Below are 18,220 nucleotides of genomic sequence, written 5' to 3'. Positions count from 1 at the left end.
TTCATATCTTTTGTCAGAAACCAGAATGCTTGTTATGATGAAACTATACAGGAGGGATGATAACTATGGGTACTTTTAAAGATGAAAAAGATGTGATCGTTGGCAAAGCCAAAGAAAAAATCGGGGAGTGGACCAACAATGAAGAACTTGCCCACTCTGGGAAAGAACAAGCACAAGAAGGTCAAATCAAGAAAGAGCACGATCAAAAACGAGTCAATGAACTAGATATTCAAAATGATGAGCGTGATGCCCGCAATGATCGAACCACCCCTGAAAATGTCAGTAGCGAAGAACTATTGCGAGCTGAAAATCCCGATGCAAATAAAATTTCTTCGAATGATCGACGGGATGCAGACCAGCTGAAGCATTACACAGGAATTGAAGATAAATTATAAACAAACGTGGATGCCTTCGTCTTCTAGACGAGGCATTTTTTGTTAATGAGACCAAAGAGAGGTTGAAAGACAACCACCTGCACAGTTGACAATTTCTCAACCTCTCATTATAATCCATTAAGATCGCATGGAAAGCAGCAAAGAAATTGGGAGGTGGTCATCAAATGCTTATTTATGCATTGTGTACGACTGTCAAGAAAGTAGAACAGCCGCAATAGGAAACGGAAAATTAGAAAGAAGGCTTTTTTATGATCGAACCTTACCAATTTCATTCAATTAAACATCAAGTATACCAATTAGTACGAACGTATCAATCGGTCAATGATCCTCGAACGATCAAAACGGTTGAAACGATGACAAAAGACGCCATAGAACAATTTTTTCCTGAAGAAGATACAGCGCCACGTGAAATTTTAGCTGCTTTTTTTCAACCAGGGATGACGATCAGTCGCAGCAATGAGCTGTTAATAGAGCTCAAAGAGTACGTCCGACCCTTTCAGGTACCGACAACAAAACAAATTGAAAAAATGTTTCGGAAAGTAAAAAAACTAAAAATACCTGATTTTGCTTCCGTTGATTTAAAAGAGACCACCTATCTTTCTTGGGATGATATCGGTAGTCAAAGTAAGTTTATGATCATTGCCACTGAGCAGGGCTTTACAGGACTTCACGGTCATGTCTCAACCGAGGTCAAGAAAGGAATCTGTCCCTTGTGTCAGCATGAGGGGAATGTCTCGATGTTTCTTTCTTTGACAAAAAGCAATGGCGATGGAACGTATACCAAACGGGGGAACTATATTTGCCGGGATAGCCAACGGTGCAATCAGCAGATGGAACAGCCAGCAAATTTGCATGACTTTGTTTCTTTGCTGCAAATGAAAGATAAATAACGAAATGAAACGGCAGAAAAATTTCTGCCGTTTTTTCAAATTCAAAAAAACAGTAGTTATAACATTATTTAAATTTTGTAATAAATGAACAGAATAAACCACTTTGGCTATTGTACCAACGGATTTCATGTTATAATTAATCATAGAAACCGATGACTTTACGTAAATACGTAAGCGCATAAGAGAGAAAATGAGGTGGAACTATGCAATGTCCAAAATGTCATCATAACAATTCTAGGGTAGTTGATAGTCGACAAGCCGATGATGGACGTGTGATTCGCCGCCGTCGTGAATGCGAAAATTGCGGCTATCGCTTTACAACATTTGAACGTATCGAAGAGGCACCCCTACTTGTCATTAAGAAGAATGGTGCCCGTGAAGAATTCAATCGCGAAAAAATCCTACGGGGTTTGATTCGTTCTGCTGAAAAACGACCAGTGACAATGGATCAAATGGAAACGATCGTCGATCATGTGGAAAGTCGTGTTCGTGCTCTTGGTGAAAATGAAATTTCTACAACACAGATTGGTGAGTATGTGATGGAAGATTTAGTTGATTTAGACGAGATCGCTTATATCCGTTTTGCCAGTGTCTATCGCCAGTTTAAAGACATGTCAGTTTTCTTGAAAGAACTACAAGACATCGTCGAAAAAGCGAAAGAACCACAAGAATAGAGGGGGACAACAAGTGGGCAATAGTTTACCGAATCAATCGTACAAAGTGTTCAAAAGCCGTCCACTTACAACGGAAGGGAAAGACGCCCTCATTTATTTGTATCAACCAATTATTGAAAGTGATGCTTTAGCGTTGTATTTAACACTCGCAAGCGATGTCCAAGCCCAAAGCTTTTCTGGCGAGGAGTCGATGACGACCGTGCATCTAGATATCTTGAATGCCATGAATGCCGGAATGCCTCGCTTCATAAAAGCCAAGCAAAACTTAGAGGGCATCGGCTTGCTAAAGTCTTATGAGAAAGCAGATGCTCAAAACGGAAGCTCGTATCTGTATTGGTTGCAAGAACCGGTCCATCCAGCAGCGTTTTTTCAAGATGAATTGTATGCTTATCTGTTGTTGGAAAGAGTCGGGGAGCGTAAATTTGATCAGCTGGTCAAGCTGTATCAACCAAAGCAGTGTTCCTTGACCGATTATCAGGAAGTGACGCAATCCTTCTCAGCCGCCTATGGGTTAAATACCGCACGTTTTGCTTCACATGAAGAAACGTTACAGGCAGTCAGTGATTCTTTTCAAGAAACCAAAGCGAACTTGGTGCTTGACGAAAAGCAGTTGGATTGGGACTTTCTTTTATATGAAGCGCAGCGTCGGTATATCCGTGCCGCTAATTTCACGCCAAGTTTTCGACAAAAGTTAGTTCTATACCATTCTTTATATGGCTATGATGTGTTGGAATTGTTGGATTTGATGGCGGACAATGTTTCTTTGACAACAGGCGAGGTCGACCAGAAGAAGCTGGAACAAGCTATCATGAAGAAATCACGGCAAACATTCACGAAAACATCAAAAAGAGAAGATCCCCAAGCGGAAAGTCAGTTGCGCCGCTTCAATACCTTAAAACAGAATGGTTTTTCAGAAAATGATGTGTTATTGATTCAAGAAAGTGAGAACAATGCACCGATCGCTTTTCTCAAGGCGATCAAAGCGGAGAAGAACAGTTTCATGACGGATTCAGAACAATGGCTGATCAAGAGCCTTGTCGAACGGTCACCATTGCCAAATAGTGTGATCAATGTTCTGGTTCATTATGTCTTGGTGGTCCAAAACAATGCCGCTTTGTCAGGGAATTATGTGAACAATATCGCCGCTCAGTGGTCAGAATTAAAAATTGGTACGGCAGAAGATGCCATCAAACATGTTCGGAGCCTTGTTCGAAGTGCCAAGGAAAAACGCAGCCGACCACAAATCAGCGGCAAAAAAATCATTCGCGAAGAAAAGCTGCCTTCTTGGGCTGAAAAACCAGTGGAAGAAACAGCCTTAACGCCAGAGCGACAAGCAGAATTAGATAAAAAACTGCAAAACTACTTGCATAAGAAAGCTGGTGACAAGTAATGGAAGATGTAGGGAAAAACTTAGGAAAACTATTGGATAAACGCAATTACCGTGATCAGTTTTCAGCAATGATGGCAGAGGTTTTACAAGATCCTGATGTCAAAGCGTTTATTGCCGAAAATGAAGAGGTATTGACCGAAGCAGATATTCAAAAAAGCTATGCGAAACTGTATGAGTTCGTCCAAGAAAAGCGGAAATTCCGCATCAATGATCCATCCATGATCGCACCGGGCTATGAGCCGCGCTTAGCGTTAAATTTTCATTTTATTGACGTCACCTATGTACCAACGAAAGAACTACTGGCGTATCAGAAACAAGAAGAGATCCGCAGTCGCATCAAAGCGATGGATATGCCTAAAGATATACAAGAAGCAAGTTTTGCAGATTATCAGCAAACGCCTGGCCGAATGGAGGCCATCGCAGCTGCCGTTGATTTTATTAGTGAGGTGACAGCCAATCCGCAGGAGTTTCATAAAGGACTTTACTTTGTAGGGAGTTTTGGAATCGGAAAAACCTATCTGCTTGGCGCGATCGCCAGAGATTTAGCGGAGGCAGGCTACACGACGACATTGGTTCACTTCCCGACATTTGCAGTAGAGATGAAACAAGCAATCGGCAAAGATCAGGTGGGGGATAAGCTGAACGCAGTGAAAAAAGCCCCAATCTTAATGATGGACGATATCGGTGCGGATGCGATGAGCAGTTGGATTCGTGATGAAGTCTTCGGTGTGATTCTACAATACCGAATGCAAGAGCAACTCCCGACGTTCTTCACCTCGAATTTTACCATGCATGAGTTGGAGCAGCATCTTTCAGTAACGCAACGCGGCGAATCCGAACCATTGAAAGCCAAACGTATTATGGAGCGTATTCGTTACTTGACACAAGAGATCCAAATGACGGGCAAAAATCGACGAAATGATGCCTAAAAAAACCATTACTGGAGGAAGAAGATGATGAAAAAACAAGTGATTCTAGGCTTGTCCTTAGCAGCAGTGCTGCTGTTAACGGCTTGTGGCAGTCCCGAAAACAACAATGCATCAAGTGGCGATAACACGCCTTCTGAATCAAGTGAGAATGCTAGTTCCGTTGCCAATAGTTCTTCAGAGAGCGAAACAGCGACGGTTTTTACTGGTATTATTCAAGAAGATGCCCGAGCAGGTTCAGATGATACCTTTCAATTATTTTTGAAAGACGTAGCGGCAGTTGAAGATGAGGATCAAGTCGTCCAAAGTTTTCAAAATGATGGGGTCATTCTCCATGTCCCTATCGAGGCCTATTCAGGAGAGATCGAGGAGTTAGTTGAAGGAGACAAGGTCCAAGTGTCGCTGCAAGGCGTCCCAATCATGACGATGTCGATCCCACCGCAAATTCCCGGTAACTCGATTCAAAAGGTTGAATTAGTGAACGATTAATGCAATGTGCGCCTTGGCAATGGCACCACAGTCAAGACGCACATTTTTTTCTATTTATGGAAAGCGTGTTATACTACGAAAGAAGGAGTGACAATATGAACGAACATGCATTATCGGATCGTTTGGCTTGCGTGGGCGAACAAATTCCCGACCAAGCACGTATCGCCGACATCGGCTCCGACCATGCTTATTTACCTGTGGCATTGATGCTGCAGAACAAAATCACTTATGCTGTAGCTGGAGAAGTCGTTCAAGGACCTTATGATTCTGCCAGTAAACAAGTACGTAAAAACGGGCTAACAGAGAAGATCGTGGTGCGCTTAGCAGACGGATTGGACGCTATTCAGCCAGCAGATAAGATCGACACGGTTGTTGTTGCTGGAATGGGGGGAACTTTGATTCGCTCTATTTTAGAAGAAGGCAGCAGAAAAAATCGCTTAGCGGGGGTCAAGCGTTTGGTCTTACAACCGAATGTTGGCGAAAGGACTTTGCGGGAATGGCTCGTTGATCACAATTTTACGATCATTCATGAAGTGCTGTTAGAAGAAAATGACAAAAATTACGAAATCATCGTTGCGGAAACTGGAAAAGCGACGTACACGCCCCAGCAATTATTTTTTGGTCCCTTTTTATTAAAAGAAAAAAATCCAGTTTTTTATAAAAAATGGCAGCATGAATTGAAGCAGCGTCAACGAGTGGTCAAAGAGTTAGAGAAAGCCAAAGAACCACCTGCTGAGAAAATGAATGAATTGAAAGAACAAATCGAATGGATCAAGGAGGTACTGGCATGATTTCTGGTCAAGAATTTATCAAACGCTTTGAAGCATATTGCCCATTATGTTTGGCAGAAGAAGACGATCCTGTTGGTCTGCATGTTGGTACATTAAACAAACCCCTCGAGCGAGTCATGATGACCCTTGATGTCCGTCCAGAAGTGGTAACCGAAGCCATCGAGAAAAAGATCGACTTGATCATCGCGAAACATCCACCGATCTTTCGCCCTTTGAACCGCTTGCTGACCGATGATCCGCAACAAAAGATGTTGATGGATCTCGTCAAGCATGATATCGCCGTTTACGCCGCCCACACCAATATGGATATTATTGAAGACGGTTTGAACGATTGGTTTTGTGAACTGCTAGAAGTTGAACCAGATACGTACTTGAAGCAAACCCATCAAGTAAAAATGAAGAAGTTAGCTGTATTTACACCTGTTGAATCGGCACCAGCATTGCGAAAGGCATTAGGAAAAGCTGGTGCTGGTCAGCAAGGCAATTACCAAAACACCAGCTATTCATTGATTGGCACCGGTCGCTTTACGCCACAGCAAGCGGCGCATCCTGCCATCGGTGAGATTGGAAAAGAAGAACAGGTGCAAGAAGCGAAAATCGAAGTCATTTTTCCAGAAACGATCGAGAAAAAGGTCCTTTCGGCAATGATCGCTGCTCATCCTTACGAAGAGCCAGCTTATGATCTGTATGCCTTAGACAATTTGCCGAAGACCTATGGAATCGGACGGGTTGGCAACCTCGCTGAGCCTCTTTCCATTGATCAGTTTGTCGCACGTGTCAAAGAGCGGTTTGGTTTGACTGCTTTACGTGTTGTCAGTTTTCCTAACTCACCTGAAAAAATTCAGCGAATCGCCATTTGTGGCGGCAGTGGTCAATCGTTTTATTCCGATGCCTTACGCCATCAAGCGGATGTGTACATCACTGGCGATATCAGTTACCATTTCGCCCATGACATGCAAGCCAATGGGTTGATCGCGATCGATCCAGGGCACAACATCGAAAAGGAATGTATTCCTCGGTTTATTGAGAAATTCAATCAGTGGAAAGCAGAAGAGAACTGGGCTGTGACCTTTGTTCCTTCCACCACTTCAACAAATCCATTTGACTATAGATAGGAGAATCTTTTATGTACGAAAATTTATTGCCTCGCTTTTTAAAATATGTCAAAACAGAAACACGTTCGGATGCAACAAGCACCACAACCCCTTCCACCCAAACACAAGTCGCGTTTGCTAAAGAACTGCAAAAAGAACTTGAAGAACTAGGGTTAAGCGATGTTCATTACAATGAATCAAATGGTTTCGTGATCGCAACATTACCAAGTAACGTCGATCATGACGTGCGCTCCATCGGTTTTATCGCCCATATGGATACCGCCGATTTTAATGCAGAAAATGTTGATCCGCAGATCATCGAAAATTACGATGGCGAATCGACCATTAAATTAGATAAAGAAGGAAAATACACATTAAATACAAAAGATTTTCCGAATTTAAAAAATTATGCTGGGGAAACCTTGATCACTACTGATGGTACCACTTTATTAGGTTCTGATGATAAGTCAGGTATTGCAGAAATCATGACAGCCATGGAAATTTTACTGAAAAACCCAACGATCAAGCATGGGGAAATCAAAGTCGCATTTGGACCTGATGAAGAAATTGGTGTTGGTGCCGATAAATTCGATGTGGAAGATTTCAATGTTGATTTTGCCTATACAATGGATGGCGGTCCAGTAGGAGAATTGCAATACGAAACCTTCAATGCGGCGCAAGCTGAAATTACGATCCAAGGAAAGAATGTCCACCCTGGAACAGCTAAAGACACCATGATCAACGCCTTGCAACTAGCAGTCGATTTTCAAAATGCGCTACCTGCTGATGAAGTTCCTGAGAAAACCGAAGGGACAGAAGGGTTCTTCCATTTGATGAGCCTTAGTGGTTCAGTAGAAGAAGCGAAAATGGCATACATTATTCGAGATCATGACCGGAGTCGTTTCGAAGAAAGAAAAGCACAATTATTAGCGGTTCAAGAAAGCTTGAATGCCCGCTTTGATGAACCACGAGTGCACGTACATCTATATGATCAATACTACAACATGAAAGAAATCATCGAAAAAGATATGAGCATCATTGATTTAGCGAAAGATGCGATGAAAGCAGTTGGAATCACACCGATGACAGAACCTGTCCGTGGTGGTACGGATGGCTCGAAAATCTCCTATCTAGGGATTCCAACCCCGAATATCTTTGCTGGTGGAGAAAATATGCATGGACGTTATGAGTTCGTCTCACTACAATCGATGATGAAAGCGACCGATGTGATCGTGAAAATCGCCGAACTGAATGCGCAAGCATAGCAGCAGCTTCTTCATTGAAAGAAAAGAATAACTTTAGGGCTGGGAACTCTTCACGCAGGTCTTGCGTAAGGCCCGGCCTTTTATTAGGATGTGAATAGGATGAAAATTCTCGTATTATACAACGATACAGCGGGGAAAAGTGAAGCAAAAGAAACAGCAGAAAAATTCCAAGCCTATGTGAACGAACAAGGCGATGAGCATCAAGTGTTTTTACAAGCATCAAATCCCGATGTTGACCCTGAGGATGTTAAAGAGGCAGCCAAGAAACATGCGGTCGATACGATTGTTATTATTGGTGGGGATGGAACGATCCATCAGGGGCTGCAAACATTCAAAGAAAAGCTGGATGAGCTGAAGATCGGGATCATTCCTGGAGGAACGGTAAATAACTTCGCTCGAATGTTAGGTATTCCAGTCAAGCCAGAAGAAGCGTTTGAGAATATTTTAACAGGGGTTGAACGTCCGATCGATTATGGGATGGTCAATGATCAAGTAATGATCTCGACGATGACCATTGGTCTTTTAGCAGATACTGCAGCAGCAACTTCCCAAGAAGAAAAACAACAGTACGGTCCGTTGGCGTTTATGAAACGGTTCATTCATCTGTTGATCAAAAAGAAACAATACAAATTGGAAGTCATCGCTGACGAACGGAAATGGCAGGGGAAAAGTCAATTACTGACGATCGTCATGTCGAATTCAGCAGGTGGGTTTAAGAACTTTGATGAAGAAGCAAAACCTGACGATGGCTTGTTCCATGTTATTCTTTTGCCAAAATTGAACATTTTACGGTTTATTTTGTATTTGCCAAGAATCATTCGTGGTAGAATTGCCAAAGTACCAAGTGTTGAATATTTCACTGCCGCAAAGGTCTCGATCAAGGCGAAAGAAAAAACGGTTCATACTCGGACCGACGGCGATCCAACGGATGATCTGCCAATCGAGATGAAAGTCATTAAGCACGGGTTGACGATGTTGGTACCTGAGGAAGCACAAGAATCAAAATAATGGTCCCTACGATCAATCATATGGAGGAAATGGATGGATGCACTGATTTACAATCCATTGTGGTTTTATTTAATTGCAGTCAATCTTTATCTTTTCTGTCTGATGGGGTATGATAAATATCAGGCAGTGAAACAAGGTTGGCGGGTTCCCGAAGCAAATCTCCTTTTTATGGGGGCGATTGGCGGAGGATTAGGCGGTTTAATTGCGCAACGCGTATTTCGCCACAAAACAAGAAAGAAGAAGTTTCACCTCTTTTTTGCTTTTGGCACCGTTTTTGCTATCCTGCTGATGGTCTTTTTTGCATAAATTCGGTATAACAAGCAAGGAGTTAATATGAAAACTAAAGTGAAGTTCGCCCTTAATTTACTTTTACTAGTAGGGATTCTGGGTGTGATGTATTTTTTTGTCCGTAACTCGATGATGGATATTTTGGCGGGGCTAAGAGAGACCAGCTTTCTCGTCGTCTTACTGGTTATGGGGCTTGGCACACTGTACCTAGTGATTGAAGGACGAACAGTCAAAGAGATCGCAGTGACTTTCCAACCGGAATTCACCACCAAGGCGGGGTTTCTGACCGTCTGTTACAGTGGGTTTTATCGGATTGTGACGTTTGGGGCAGGCACCTTAATCTCAGAGGTGAATTTTTACCGTAAAAATGGCTTGCAGTTGTCACAGGGCGTTGGGGTCACCACCTTACACATGGTGATGTATAAGTTCGCCATATTGACTTATGCAATCGCTGGGTTGATCATTCAATTTTCGCTATTCTATGACAATGCACCCAATATGATTTGGGTAATTTTAGCGGGGATCGTACTCGTTTTTTTGATCATTGCCGCTTTGTTAGCACTTTCGGTCAGCATCAACATTCAAGTCTTTTTCGTGATCGTCAGCAATAAGCTGTTCAAAAGTGCGACATTAAGAGGAATCGTTGACAAATGCAACACCCAAATTTATTCTTTACGAGAAACAGTCAATGCGATCATTACCGACCGCACCGCTTTCTTGCGTATCTATTTGTGGAATCTTTTGAAGATGCTGCCTTGGTATGTGATTCCTTATGTGATTCTTGTTGTGCAGCATCCAGAGATCGATTTCTTGTTGACGTTATCCTTCATCAGTTTTGCCGTCGTCTTGTCCGGGGTGATTCCAACACCGGCAGGGATCGGATCATTTGAATTTATTTATATGCTGCTTTTTGGTCCATTAGTTGGCACGGTCGATGCTGCGTCTTCCATGCTACTGTACCGTTTAGCAACATTCATTTGGCCCTTCATAATTGGTTTGGCTTATGTAATGAAAGAAAAACGCAAAGATATTAGCCAAGAGTTGACTGAATTAAGAAAAGAAAAAGTGGAAAGTTAAAAACACGCTTATCTTCGAATAGAGGATAAGCGTGTTTTTTTAGTCTTTCAAATCAATGATCCGATCAACAAAGGATTCATAAAACTCGCCTTCATGGGAAACGATCAGAACGGTTCCGGGAAAAGCTGCCAGGGTTTCTTCCAAATTGTTTTTCGTGTCTTGATCGATATGGTTGGTCGGTTCATCAAGAATCAAAAAGTTGCTTTTGATCAACATCATTTCGGCTAGTTTGACTTTTGTCTGTTCACCACCACTTAATAGCTTCAATTCTTCCTGGGCTAATTGGCTAGGTAAACCTGCCCGAGAAAGTTGCCGTCGCAATTCTTTGTTGGTGGCCTTCGGAAAAAGATCCTCAAGGTATTGAAGAGGGGTCTGCAATGGATATTCCCAGTCAAGGTCTTGAGAAAAGTAATTGAATTTTGTATGCTGTGGGTAAGAAACGGCCCCTTCAATTGCTGGGATCACACCAAGAATTGTTTTGATCAATGTTGATTTACCGATCCCATTAAATCCCCGTATAGCAATTTTTTCGCCATAGCGGATCGTTAGGTTGATCGGGGAGAGTAAGGGCTTTTGGTCGTATCCGATGACTAGATTGGTGGTTTCCAAGGCCAAGGTGGTAACGATCGGTGCTAAATCAAATCCTAGATGCGGTTTAGGGACATCTTGGGGTGGGGTCAAACGTTCGATTTTTGCCAATTGTTTTTCACGACTCTTTGCCATTGTTGAACGAGAACCAGCTTTGTATTTACGGATATAGCTTTCGGTTTTCTTGATATGCTCTTGTTGTGCTTCGTATTGCTTCATATAACTTTCATTTTGCAGCGTTTTTAGCTTTAATGCTTTGTCTAAATTCCCCGTATACTTAGAAAGCTTGCCAAATTCGATATCAATGATATGGGTCGTGATTTCATTCAAAAATTGACGATCATGAGAAACGACTAAGTAGGTACCAGTAAAGTCCTGTAAAAACTCAACCAGCCATTTGATATGCTCATCATCTAAGTGGTTAGTCGGTTCATCTAAAATCAGCATGTCGGGTTTTTCTAGCAGCATTTTTGCCAAGATCAGTTTTGAGCGTTGACCACCACTTAAAGAAGCGAGGGGGGTATCCATTCCGAGAACAGAAATACCTAACCCTTCTGCTAAATCATCGATCAATGTATCCATTTGGTAGAAATTTCCTTGATCCAATTGATTTTGCAATTCGCCCGCTTTTTCTAAAAGCTTATCGTCGAGGCTTTCGCCATAAGAAGTATAAAGATCGGCAATCTGTTGCTCTTTTTCGAAGTCTTCTGCAAAGGCAGAGCGCAAAAAATCACGGATCGATTGCGTTTCATCAACATTGACGTATTGATCCAAATAGCCCATTTTCAAATTTTTCGGAAATTGGACGAAGCCATCATCGGGGAGAATTTCTCCTGTAATGATTTTGATTAAAGTACTTTTGCCAGCGCCGTTCCGTCCAATCAAACCGACTTTTTCACCACGGTTGATTTGAACGGAAACGTCTTCGTAAAGCAATTTGTCGCCAAATTGTTGGCTAATATTCGTTAATGTTAACATCATTTCCTCCATATAAAAAAGCTGTAAACAGTAGACGTTACAGCTAAGTAGATAATCTTACTGAATAAAAATCGCCAAAAAGCGATCAAAACGATCAGGAAAATCGATTGTTCCTGACCAATCAGGACCTAGCATACCATTGCTGCTTCCCATCTGTCAATTTTCATGAAAGAATACTGAAAAAAATCTTGATGTTCGAGGGAAAACTTTTGACCATTACTGACCAACGTTGTATAATAGAAGAGTAGAAAAAAGGATACTGCTTGCAGCGTACTTTTTTCTGACTACCATTTTGGGAGGGAAAAGTATGAACCCAGAAAAAATGACGACTACATTACAAAGTGCTATCGCTGAAGCCCAGCAGATTGCCATGACCCGTCACCATCAAGAAATTGATATTCCGCATTTATGGAAGATTTTATTGCAAGCCAATCAATTCGGCCGCAATTTTTACACGGACACAGGTCTCGATGTCGATGCTTTTGAAAAAGAAGTCGACCGACTATTAGATGAACTGCCTTCGGTTGAAGGAGGAAATGTTCGTTATGGTCAATCCATGAGTCAAAATCTGTTTCATCTTTTGTCTGAGGCAGATCAATTAAAAAATGAATTTCAAGACGAGTATCTTTCCACAGAAATCGTCCTTTATGCGTTGATGAAATTGAAAAATCATCCATTGACGGTGTATTTAAAGAAACAAGGAATCACCGCTAAAGAAATCAAGCAAACGATCGAAACATTAAGAGGAGGGGATCGTGTGACCTCACAAAATCAAGAAGAACAATACAAAGCATTAGAAAAATACGGCGTTGACTTGGTCCAACAAGTCCGCAGCGGAAAAATGGACCCCATTATCGGACGAGACGAAGAAATTCGCGACGTGATTCGCATCCTTTCTCGGAAAACAAAAAACAATCCCGTTTTGATTGGTGAACCGGGGGTTGGTAAAACAGCCATTGTTGAAGGATTGGCTCAACGGATCGTGCGAAAAGACGTCCCAGAAAACCTAAAAGACAAAACGATCTTTTCTCTGGATATGGGTGCCTTGATCGCAGGTGCCAAGTTCCGAGGTGAATTTGAAGAGCGTTTGAAAGCCGTCTTACAAGAAGTGAAAAAAGCCGATGGACGGATCATTCTCTTTATCGATGAGATCCACAATATTGTAGGTGCTGGTAAGACGGAAGGCAGCATGGATGCTGGAAACTTACTAAAACCAATGCTGGCACGGGGAGAATTGCATACGATTGGCGCAACCACCCTTGATGAATACCGTCAATATATGGAAAAGGACAAAGCCTTGGAACGTCGTTTCCAAAAAGTGCTGGTACAGGAACCAACCGTTCAAGATACGATTTCGATTTTACGTGGCTTGAAAGAACGGTTCGAGATCCATCATGGCGTCAATATCCATGACAATGCGCTTGTTGCTGCTGCGACCTTATCTGATCGGTATATCACGGACCGCTTTTTACCAGACAAAGCCATCGATTTGATCGACGAAGCAAGTGCCACGATTCGGGTGGAAATGAATTCGATGCCTACCGAGCTCGATCAGGTCACTCGACGTTTGATGCAATTGGAGATCGAAGAAGCCGCACTGAAAAAAGAATCTGATGATGCATCGAAAAAACGTTTAGGCATTTTACAAGAAGAATTGGCGGAATTGCGTGAAGAAGTCAATACCATGAAAATGCAGTGGGAAACGGAAAAAGAAGAAGTCAATGCAGTTTCAAATAAACGGGCAGAGATCGATAAAGCCAAGCATGAGTTGGAAGATGCTGAAAATAACTATGATTTGGAACGGGCAGCTGTTCTTCGTCATGGGACGATTCCCCAACTGGAAAAAGAACTCGCTGAATTGGAAGAAAAAAACCAAGACGAAGGCATTCGGATGGTTCAAGAGTCAGTGACAGAAAATGAGATCGCCTTAGTCGTGGGCCGCTTGACAGGAATCCCTGTTGCGAAATTAGTGGAGGGCGAACGAGAAAAACTGTTGAAATTAAATGAGACCTTGCATCAACGAGTGATTGGACAAGACGAGGCAGTCGATGCCGTCAGTGACGCAGTCATTCGTTCCCGAGCTGGTCTGCAAGATCCAAATCGACCATTAGGTTCCTTTTTGTTCTTAGGACCGACCGGCGTCGGTAAGACCGAATTAGCGAAAGCGTTAGCGGTCAACCTCTTTGACTCTGAAGAGCATATGGTTCGGATCGATATGAGCGAATATATGGAAAAACATTCGGTGTCTCGTTTGGTCGGTGCCCCTCCAGGCTATGTTGGATTTGAAGAAGGCGGACAATTGACCGAAGCCGTTCGACGCAATCCATACACGATCGTCTTATTGGATGAGATCGAAAAAGCCCATCCAGATGTCTTCAATATCTTATTGCAAGTGCTTGATGATGGCCGTTTGACAGACTCAAAAGGACGCGTCGTTGATTTCAAAAATACCGTCTTGATCATGACTAGCAACATCGGCTCTCAAGTCTTGCTAGATGGCGTGACGGCAGAAGGGACGATCCCAGAAACTGTCGCAGAAACTGTCCGTAATCTCTTGAGAGGCCATTTCAAACCAGAATTCTTAAATCGGATCGACGATACGATTTTATTCACACCGCTTAGTCTAAGCGATGTGACAGGCATCGTCGACAAGATCATCGCACAGCTTTCACAACGACTGGAAGTCCAAGATATACTGTTGACGATCACTGAAGAAGCCAAACGCTGGATCGCTGAAAATGCTTATGAGCCAGCGTATGGTGCGCGACCTCTCCGTCGGTTTATCACAAGAGAAGTCGAAACCCCATTGGCAAAAGAAATCGTTGCTGGCAGAGTCTTACCAAAGACCCAAGTCACGATCGAATTATTGAACGATCAGCTGGTTTTTGAAAATACGCCAATGACCGAGTAATAAAAAGAGAACAAATGAATAAATACAAAACGATGGTTGCCATTTCATTGGCAGCCATCGTTTTTTTGTCTCTCAACATATGACAAAAAAGTTCTCCTTGCTTGTTGTTTGGAGGAAATTCGCACTTCGATTATACTGTTCTTATGGAGTAGGAGAGGAATGAAAAGATGAATACTTTTTTTGAAACGTTGAATGAGCGAAAAGGGGAATTGCTGACAGCTGTCTTTGAACATTTGTCATTGTCGATCATTGCGCTGCTCGTGGCGATCGTTATTGCTGTTCCTTTAGCTATTTGGCTGGTTAATCATAAACGGGCAGCGGAAGTCGGCCTACAAATAACGAGTGTGTTACAGACGATTCCATCACTGGCACTGTTAGGTTTATTAATTCCATTCGTGGGGATCGGAACGCCACCTGCATTGATCGCATTAGTTATTTATGCGTTATTGCCCATCTTTCAAAATACCTATATTGGCCTTTCGGAGATCGATCCATCAATCGAAGAAGCTGCTGCGGCATTTGGTATGTCTCGGATGCGCCGATTGATCAAAGTCGAGTTGCCGATTGCTTTGCCTGTCATAATTTCTGGGATTCGTACGGCGCTGGTCTTGATCATCGGAACAGCGACCTTAGCCGCTTTGATTGGCGCTGGCGGGTTAGGTTCCTTTATTTTGTTAGGGATCGATCGAAATGCGCCTGAGTTAACGTTGATTGGTGCGATCGGGTCTGCCTTGTTGGCGATTGTTTTCAGTACCCTGATCCGTTACCTGCAACATTTAAAACCGCGCTATACCTTGATCACGTTGGCAGCAATCATCTTGCTGATTGGTGGGGTTTCCTTTTCACAAAGCGGATTTTTCGCTCCCAAAACCATTACCATCGCAGGAAAACTAGGATCTGAACCAGATATCTTGATCAACATGTACAAAGAATTGATTGAACAAGAAGACCCTGATGCCCAAGTTGAACTAGAGCCAAATTTTGGAAAAACCTCTTTCTTATTCAGCGCATTGGACAATGGTCAAGTCGATATATATCCAGAGTTTACTGGTACCGTGTTGGAGAGCTTAGTTGAGGTACCAGAAGAGCTTGCGAGTCAAAACCTTGACTCCGACGAAACCTATACCGAAGCAGTCAATCTATTGAAGGATCAGTTTGAGATGACCTTGCTTCAGCCGATGGCGTATCAAAATACCTATGCGTTGGCTGTCAAAAAAGAATTTGCTGAGGAAAATGGACTAACCACGATCTCTGATTTGAAGAAAATCGAAAATCAAATCAAAGCTGGCTTCACTCTCGAATTCATTGATCGGACGGACGGATATGCGGGGATCCAAGAACTTTATGGGCTAGATTTTCCAAGTGTCCAAAGTATGGAACCGGCATTGCGTTACCAAGCCATCAATAATGGTGATATCAATCTACTGGATGCCTATTCCACGGACAGTGAATTGCGTCAATATGGCTTAGTTATTCTAGAAGACGATCAGGAACTATTTCCACCTTATCAAGGAGCGCCTTTGATGAAAGAAGCCTTTGCCAAGGAACATCCAGAAGTCGTCCGTGCATTGGAAAAGTTGGCAGGGAAAATCACCGAAGAACAAATGAGTGAAATGAATTATCAGGTCAATGTCGAAGGAAAAAATCCAGCAGAAGTCGCACGTACCTTCCTGATAGACGAAGGACTAATTAAGGAGGGACAAGAATGACACCAATTATTGAATTTAAAAACGTCAGTAAAAAGTTTGATCAAAAACTAGTGATCGATCAATTAGATCTGAGTATCAATAAAGGAGAAATCTTTGTTTTGGTCGGTCCTTCTGGGAGTGGGAAAACGACGACTTTGAAGATGATCAACGCGTTGTCAGAACCGACAGATGGTGATATTTACTTCAAAGAAAAACGCATCAAAGAATACAATATTCAAAAGATGCGTTGGCAAATGGGGTATGTTCTCCAACAAATCGCTCTGTTTCCGACGATGGATGTCAAACAAAATATCGAAGTGATCCCAGAGATGTTAGGGTGGTCAAAAAAAGATCGCTCAGAAGCCGTGGATCGTTTGCTGACACAGGTCAAACTTGACCCAGAGCAATACCGTCATCGAATGCCGAAAGAATTGTCTGGTGGAGAACAGCAACGGATCGGGATCTTGCGCGCGTTAGCTGCCAATCCCGAAATCATTCTGATGGACGAACCCTTTAGTGCCCTTGATCCAATTTCTCGTAATTCCTTACAGGAGCTAGTCCTCGATCTGCACCAAGAGCTTGGGACAACGATTATTTTTGTCACGCATAACATGAAAGAAGCGGTAAAATTAGGGACGCGCATCGCTGTGATGAATCAAGGGAAGATCGTTCAATGCGATACACCAGAAGTCATCGTTTCACAACCGAAGACCGCTTTTGTGAAAAGCTTCTTTGAAGAAACCGGGGAAGATGAAGCAAAACTGGTCACAGCAGGAGATTTGATACGGATGAACTTTTTCAGCAATGATATCAATCAAGCTGACCCGAAAATTGCAGCATCTACGCCATTAAATGAGTTGTATACTTTATTTGCGAGTCATGAGACGGTGGTGATCGAAGAAAATCACCAACTGATAGGGAGTCTACGTCGAAAAGATGTGTTTGCTTTCTTGAGTCGTGATCGAACGTAAACGATTCTTTTCGCAACGAGAAATATCATAAATTTTTTAAAATCGATGATTTCTCTTGCTCAAAGCAAAAATTCCACGTAAGATTGAGGAAGATATCTTTTGTCAAAATGGCAGAACAAGCTTTCGCCGATGACAAAAGATGCAGTAAAGGAGCGAAAGAGCAGCTATGGTAAAAATCCTCAAAGAAAATTGGTTACTGCTTTTCTTTATCGTCGCCGTGGTTCTCATCCGTCTGTTTGTCCTGACCCCAGTTCAAGTCAGTGGCCATTCTATGGACCCAACGTTGGCAGATAAACAGCGTTTGATTGCATCAAAAATCTCCTCCTATGACCGACAAGACATCGTGATATGTGTTGAACCAGATGATCCAAGTAAAATCGCTGTCAAGCGGTTGATTGGTATACCCGGTGATACCATCGAGATGAAAGATGATGTCCTAACGATCAATGGAGAAGTATACGAAGAACCCTATTTAGATGAGTTTAAAGAGAAATTTGCAGACGATCAATTACAAGACGAATATTCTTATCGCGAAATGTTTCAGCAAATCGCCGCTGGTGCGGAACAGTTTACGGAAGATTTCTCAGTAACGGTGCCTGAAGGCAGCTATTTTGTGATGGGAGACAATCGTTTGATCTCTAGAGACAGTCGCAGTTTCGGGGTTGTAACGGAAGATCAAATGGAAGGGAAAGTGCTGCTGCGCTTTTGGCCATTGAATCAAATCAAACTATTTTAATCAAAAGAAAAAACATTCTTGCCAGTGCAGCGAAAACGATCGCAACTGACAAGAATGTTTT

17 protein-coding genes are annotated in these 18,220 nt (G+C 42.5%); 16 read left to right on the top strand and 1 reads right to left on the bottom strand.

The annotated features are described in order from the left end of the window. Positions 1–56: 56 nt before the first annotated feature. From IGJ15_RS08365 to IGJ15_RS08310, 12 genes are all read left to right on the top strand, one after another. Entirely contained in the window at positions 57–395 is a 339-nt protein-coding gene (locus tag IGJ15_RS08365) for a CsbD family protein (protein ID WP_185953951.1), read from the top strand. 248 nt (positions 396–643) lie between these two features. Then, positions 644–1,285 carry a FusB/FusC family EF-G-binding protein gene (locus tag IGJ15_RS08360; RefSeq protein ID WP_333719122.1) on the top strand — a complete coding sequence of 214 codons (642 nt, stop codon included), beginning with the start codon at positions 644–646 and terminating at the stop codon, positions 1,283–1,285. A 203-nt stretch (positions 1,286–1,488) separates the two neighbouring features. Then, positions 1,489–1,959: a transcriptional regulator NrdR gene (gene nrdR / locus IGJ15_RS08355; protein ID WP_005226004.1), complete on the top strand. Its 471-nt coding sequence runs from the start codon at positions 1,489–1,491 to the stop codon at positions 1,957–1,959. A gap of 13 nt (positions 1,960–1,972) precedes the next feature. Beyond that, positions 1,973–3,349: a replication initiation and membrane attachment family protein gene (locus IGJ15_RS08350; RefSeq protein WP_213356436.1), complete on the top strand. Its 1,377-nt coding sequence runs from the start codon at positions 1,973–1,975 to the stop codon at positions 3,347–3,349. Beyond that, the gene (dnaI, locus tag IGJ15_RS08345; protein ID WP_201689055.1) at positions 3,349–4,278 is read left to right on the top strand and encodes a primosomal protein DnaI; all 930 of its coding nucleotides are present in this window, start codon (positions 3,349–3,351) and stop codon (positions 4,276–4,278) included. Before IGJ15_RS08350 ends, dnaI begins: the two co-directional genes overlap by 1 nt. A 24-nt stretch (positions 4,279–4,302) precedes the next feature. Then, entirely contained in the window at positions 4,303–4,764 is a 462-nt protein-coding gene (locus tag IGJ15_RS08340) for a hypothetical protein (RefSeq protein WP_010748202.1), read from the top strand. Between the two features lie 95 nt (positions 4,765–4,859). Next, entirely contained in the window at positions 4,860–5,555 is a 696-nt protein-coding gene (locus IGJ15_RS08335; RefSeq protein WP_010748203.1) for a tRNA (adenine(22)-N(1))-methyltransferase, read from the top strand. Continuing rightward, positions 5,552–6,670 carry a Nif3-like dinuclear metal center hexameric protein gene (locus IGJ15_RS08330; protein WP_236596167.1) on the top strand — a complete coding sequence of 373 codons (1,119 nt, stop codon included), beginning with the start codon at positions 5,552–5,554 and terminating at the stop codon, positions 6,668–6,670. The genes IGJ15_RS08335 and IGJ15_RS08330 overlap by 4 nt, the downstream gene beginning before the upstream one ends. A gap of 11 nt (positions 6,671–6,681) precedes the next feature. Further along, on the top strand, positions 6,682–7,914 hold the full coding sequence (gene pepT, locus IGJ15_RS08325) for a peptidase T (protein ID WP_005226010.1): 1,233 nt from the start codon (positions 6,682–6,684) through the stop codon (positions 7,912–7,914). Positions 7,915–8,013: 99 nt separating this feature from the next. Then, positions 8,014–8,922: a diacylglycerol/lipid kinase family protein gene (locus IGJ15_RS08320; RefSeq protein ID WP_333719123.1), complete on the top strand. Its 909-nt coding sequence runs from the start codon at positions 8,014–8,016 to the stop codon at positions 8,920–8,922. 33 nt (positions 8,923–8,955) lie between these two features. After that, positions 8,956–9,228: a DUF1294 domain-containing protein gene (locus tag IGJ15_RS08315; RefSeq protein WP_077454516.1), complete on the top strand. Its 273-nt coding sequence runs from the start codon at positions 8,956–8,958 to the stop codon at positions 9,226–9,228. A 27-nt stretch (positions 9,229–9,255) separates the two neighbouring features. Further along, the gene (locus tag IGJ15_RS08310; protein ID WP_430599453.1) at positions 9,256–10,287 is read left to right on the top strand and encodes a lysylphosphatidylglycerol synthase transmembrane domain-containing protein; all 1,032 of its coding nucleotides are present in this window, start codon (positions 9,256–9,258) and stop codon (positions 10,285–10,287) included. A 39-nt stretch (positions 10,288–10,326) separates the two neighbouring features. Here the strand turns inward: IGJ15_RS08310 and IGJ15_RS08305 are convergent, their stop codons facing one another. Beyond that, on the bottom strand, positions 10,327–11,853 hold the full coding sequence (locus tag IGJ15_RS08305; protein ID WP_333719124.1) for an ABC-F family ATP-binding cassette domain-containing protein: 1,527 nt from the start codon (positions 11,851–11,853) through the stop codon (positions 10,327–10,329). Between the two features lie 307 nt (positions 11,854–12,160). Between IGJ15_RS08305 and clpB the strand changes: the two genes are divergently transcribed. The 4 genes from clpB to lepB all read left to right on the top strand — a co-directional run bounded on the left by clpB (position 12,161) and on the right by lepB (position 18,159). Then, positions 12,161–14,764 (top strand): ATP-dependent chaperone ClpB, encoded by a 2,604-nt coding sequence (gene clpB, locus IGJ15_RS08300; protein WP_201689064.1) that lies wholly within the window; start codon positions 12,161–12,163, stop codon positions 14,762–14,764. Positions 14,765–14,931: 167 nt separating this feature from the next. Then, positions 14,932–16,473, top strand: coding sequence for an ABC transporter permease/substrate-binding protein (locus IGJ15_RS08295; RefSeq protein WP_010748212.1), 1,542 nt, complete (start codon positions 14,932–14,934; stop codon positions 16,471–16,473). Beyond that, positions 16,470–17,423, top strand: a complete 954-nt coding sequence (locus IGJ15_RS08290; protein ID WP_010748213.1) for an ABC transporter ATP-binding protein — start codon at positions 16,470–16,472, stop codon at positions 17,421–17,423. The genes IGJ15_RS08295 and IGJ15_RS08290 overlap by 4 nt, the downstream gene beginning before the upstream one ends. Positions 17,424–17,589: 166 nt before the next feature. After that, a complete protein-coding gene (gene lepB, locus IGJ15_RS08285; RefSeq protein WP_201689068.1) occupies positions 17,590–18,159 on the top strand; it encodes a signal peptidase I in 570 nt (189 codons plus the stop codon). The last annotated feature ends 61 nt before the right edge of the window (positions 18,160–18,220 follow it).

Origin of the sequence: Enterococcus sp. AZ079 (assembly GCF_050547255.1) — a bacterium.
In the GTDB taxonomy this organism is placed as follows: Bacteria; Bacillota; Bacilli; order Lactobacillales; family Enterococcaceae; genus Enterococcus_D; species Enterococcus_D casseliflavus.
Note: the sequence above shows the minus strand (reverse complement) of the source record. Positions and strands in the feature narration are given on the sequence as shown.

Coding starts and splice junctions, on each gene's coding strand:
- IGJ15_RS08365 (WP_185953951.1), top strand. CDS start 57: ATGATAACTATGGGTACTTTTAAAGATGAAAAAGATGTGATCGTTGGC.
- IGJ15_RS08360 (WP_333719122.1), top strand. CDS start 644: ATGATCGAACCTTACCAATTTCATTCAATTAAACATCAAGTATACCAA.
- nrdR (WP_005226004.1), top strand. CDS start 1,489: ATGCAATGTCCAAAATGTCATCATAACAATTCTAGGGTAGTTGATAGT.
- dnaI (WP_201689055.1), top strand. CDS start 3,349: ATGGAAGATGTAGGGAAAAACTTAGGAAAACTATTGGATAAACGCAAT.
- IGJ15_RS08340 (WP_010748202.1), top strand. CDS start 4,303: ATGATGAAAAAACAAGTGATTCTAGGCTTGTCCTTAGCAGCAGTGCTG.
- IGJ15_RS08335 (WP_010748203.1), top strand. CDS start 4,860: ATGAACGAACATGCATTATCGGATCGTTTGGCTTGCGTGGGCGAACAA.
- IGJ15_RS08330 (WP_236596167.1), top strand. CDS start 5,552: ATGATTTCTGGTCAAGAATTTATCAAACGCTTTGAAGCATATTGCCCA.
- pepT (WP_005226010.1), top strand. CDS start 6,682: ATGTACGAAAATTTATTGCCTCGCTTTTTAAAATATGTCAAAACAGAA.
- IGJ15_RS08320 (WP_333719123.1), top strand. CDS start 8,014: ATGAAAATTCTCGTATTATACAACGATACAGCGGGGAAAAGTGAAGCA.
- IGJ15_RS08315 (WP_077454516.1), top strand. CDS start 8,956: ATGGATGCACTGATTTACAATCCATTGTGGTTTTATTTAATTGCAGTC.
- IGJ15_RS08310 (WP_430599453.1), top strand. CDS start 9,256: ATGAAAACTAAAGTGAAGTTCGCCCTTAATTTACTTTTACTAGTAGGG.
- IGJ15_RS08305 (WP_333719124.1), bottom strand. CDS start 11,853: ATGTTAACATTAACGAATATTAGCCAACAATTTGGCGACAAATTGCTT.
- clpB (WP_201689064.1), top strand. CDS start 12,161: ATGAACCCAGAAAAAATGACGACTACATTACAAAGTGCTATCGCTGAA.
- IGJ15_RS08295 (WP_010748212.1), top strand. CDS start 14,932: ATGAATACTTTTTTTGAAACGTTGAATGAGCGAAAAGGGGAATTGCTG.
- IGJ15_RS08290 (WP_010748213.1), top strand. CDS start 16,470: ATGACACCAATTATTGAATTTAAAAACGTCAGTAAAAAGTTTGATCAA.
- lepB (WP_201689068.1), top strand. CDS start 17,590: ATGGTAAAAATCCTCAAAGAAAATTGGTTACTGCTTTTCTTTATCGTC.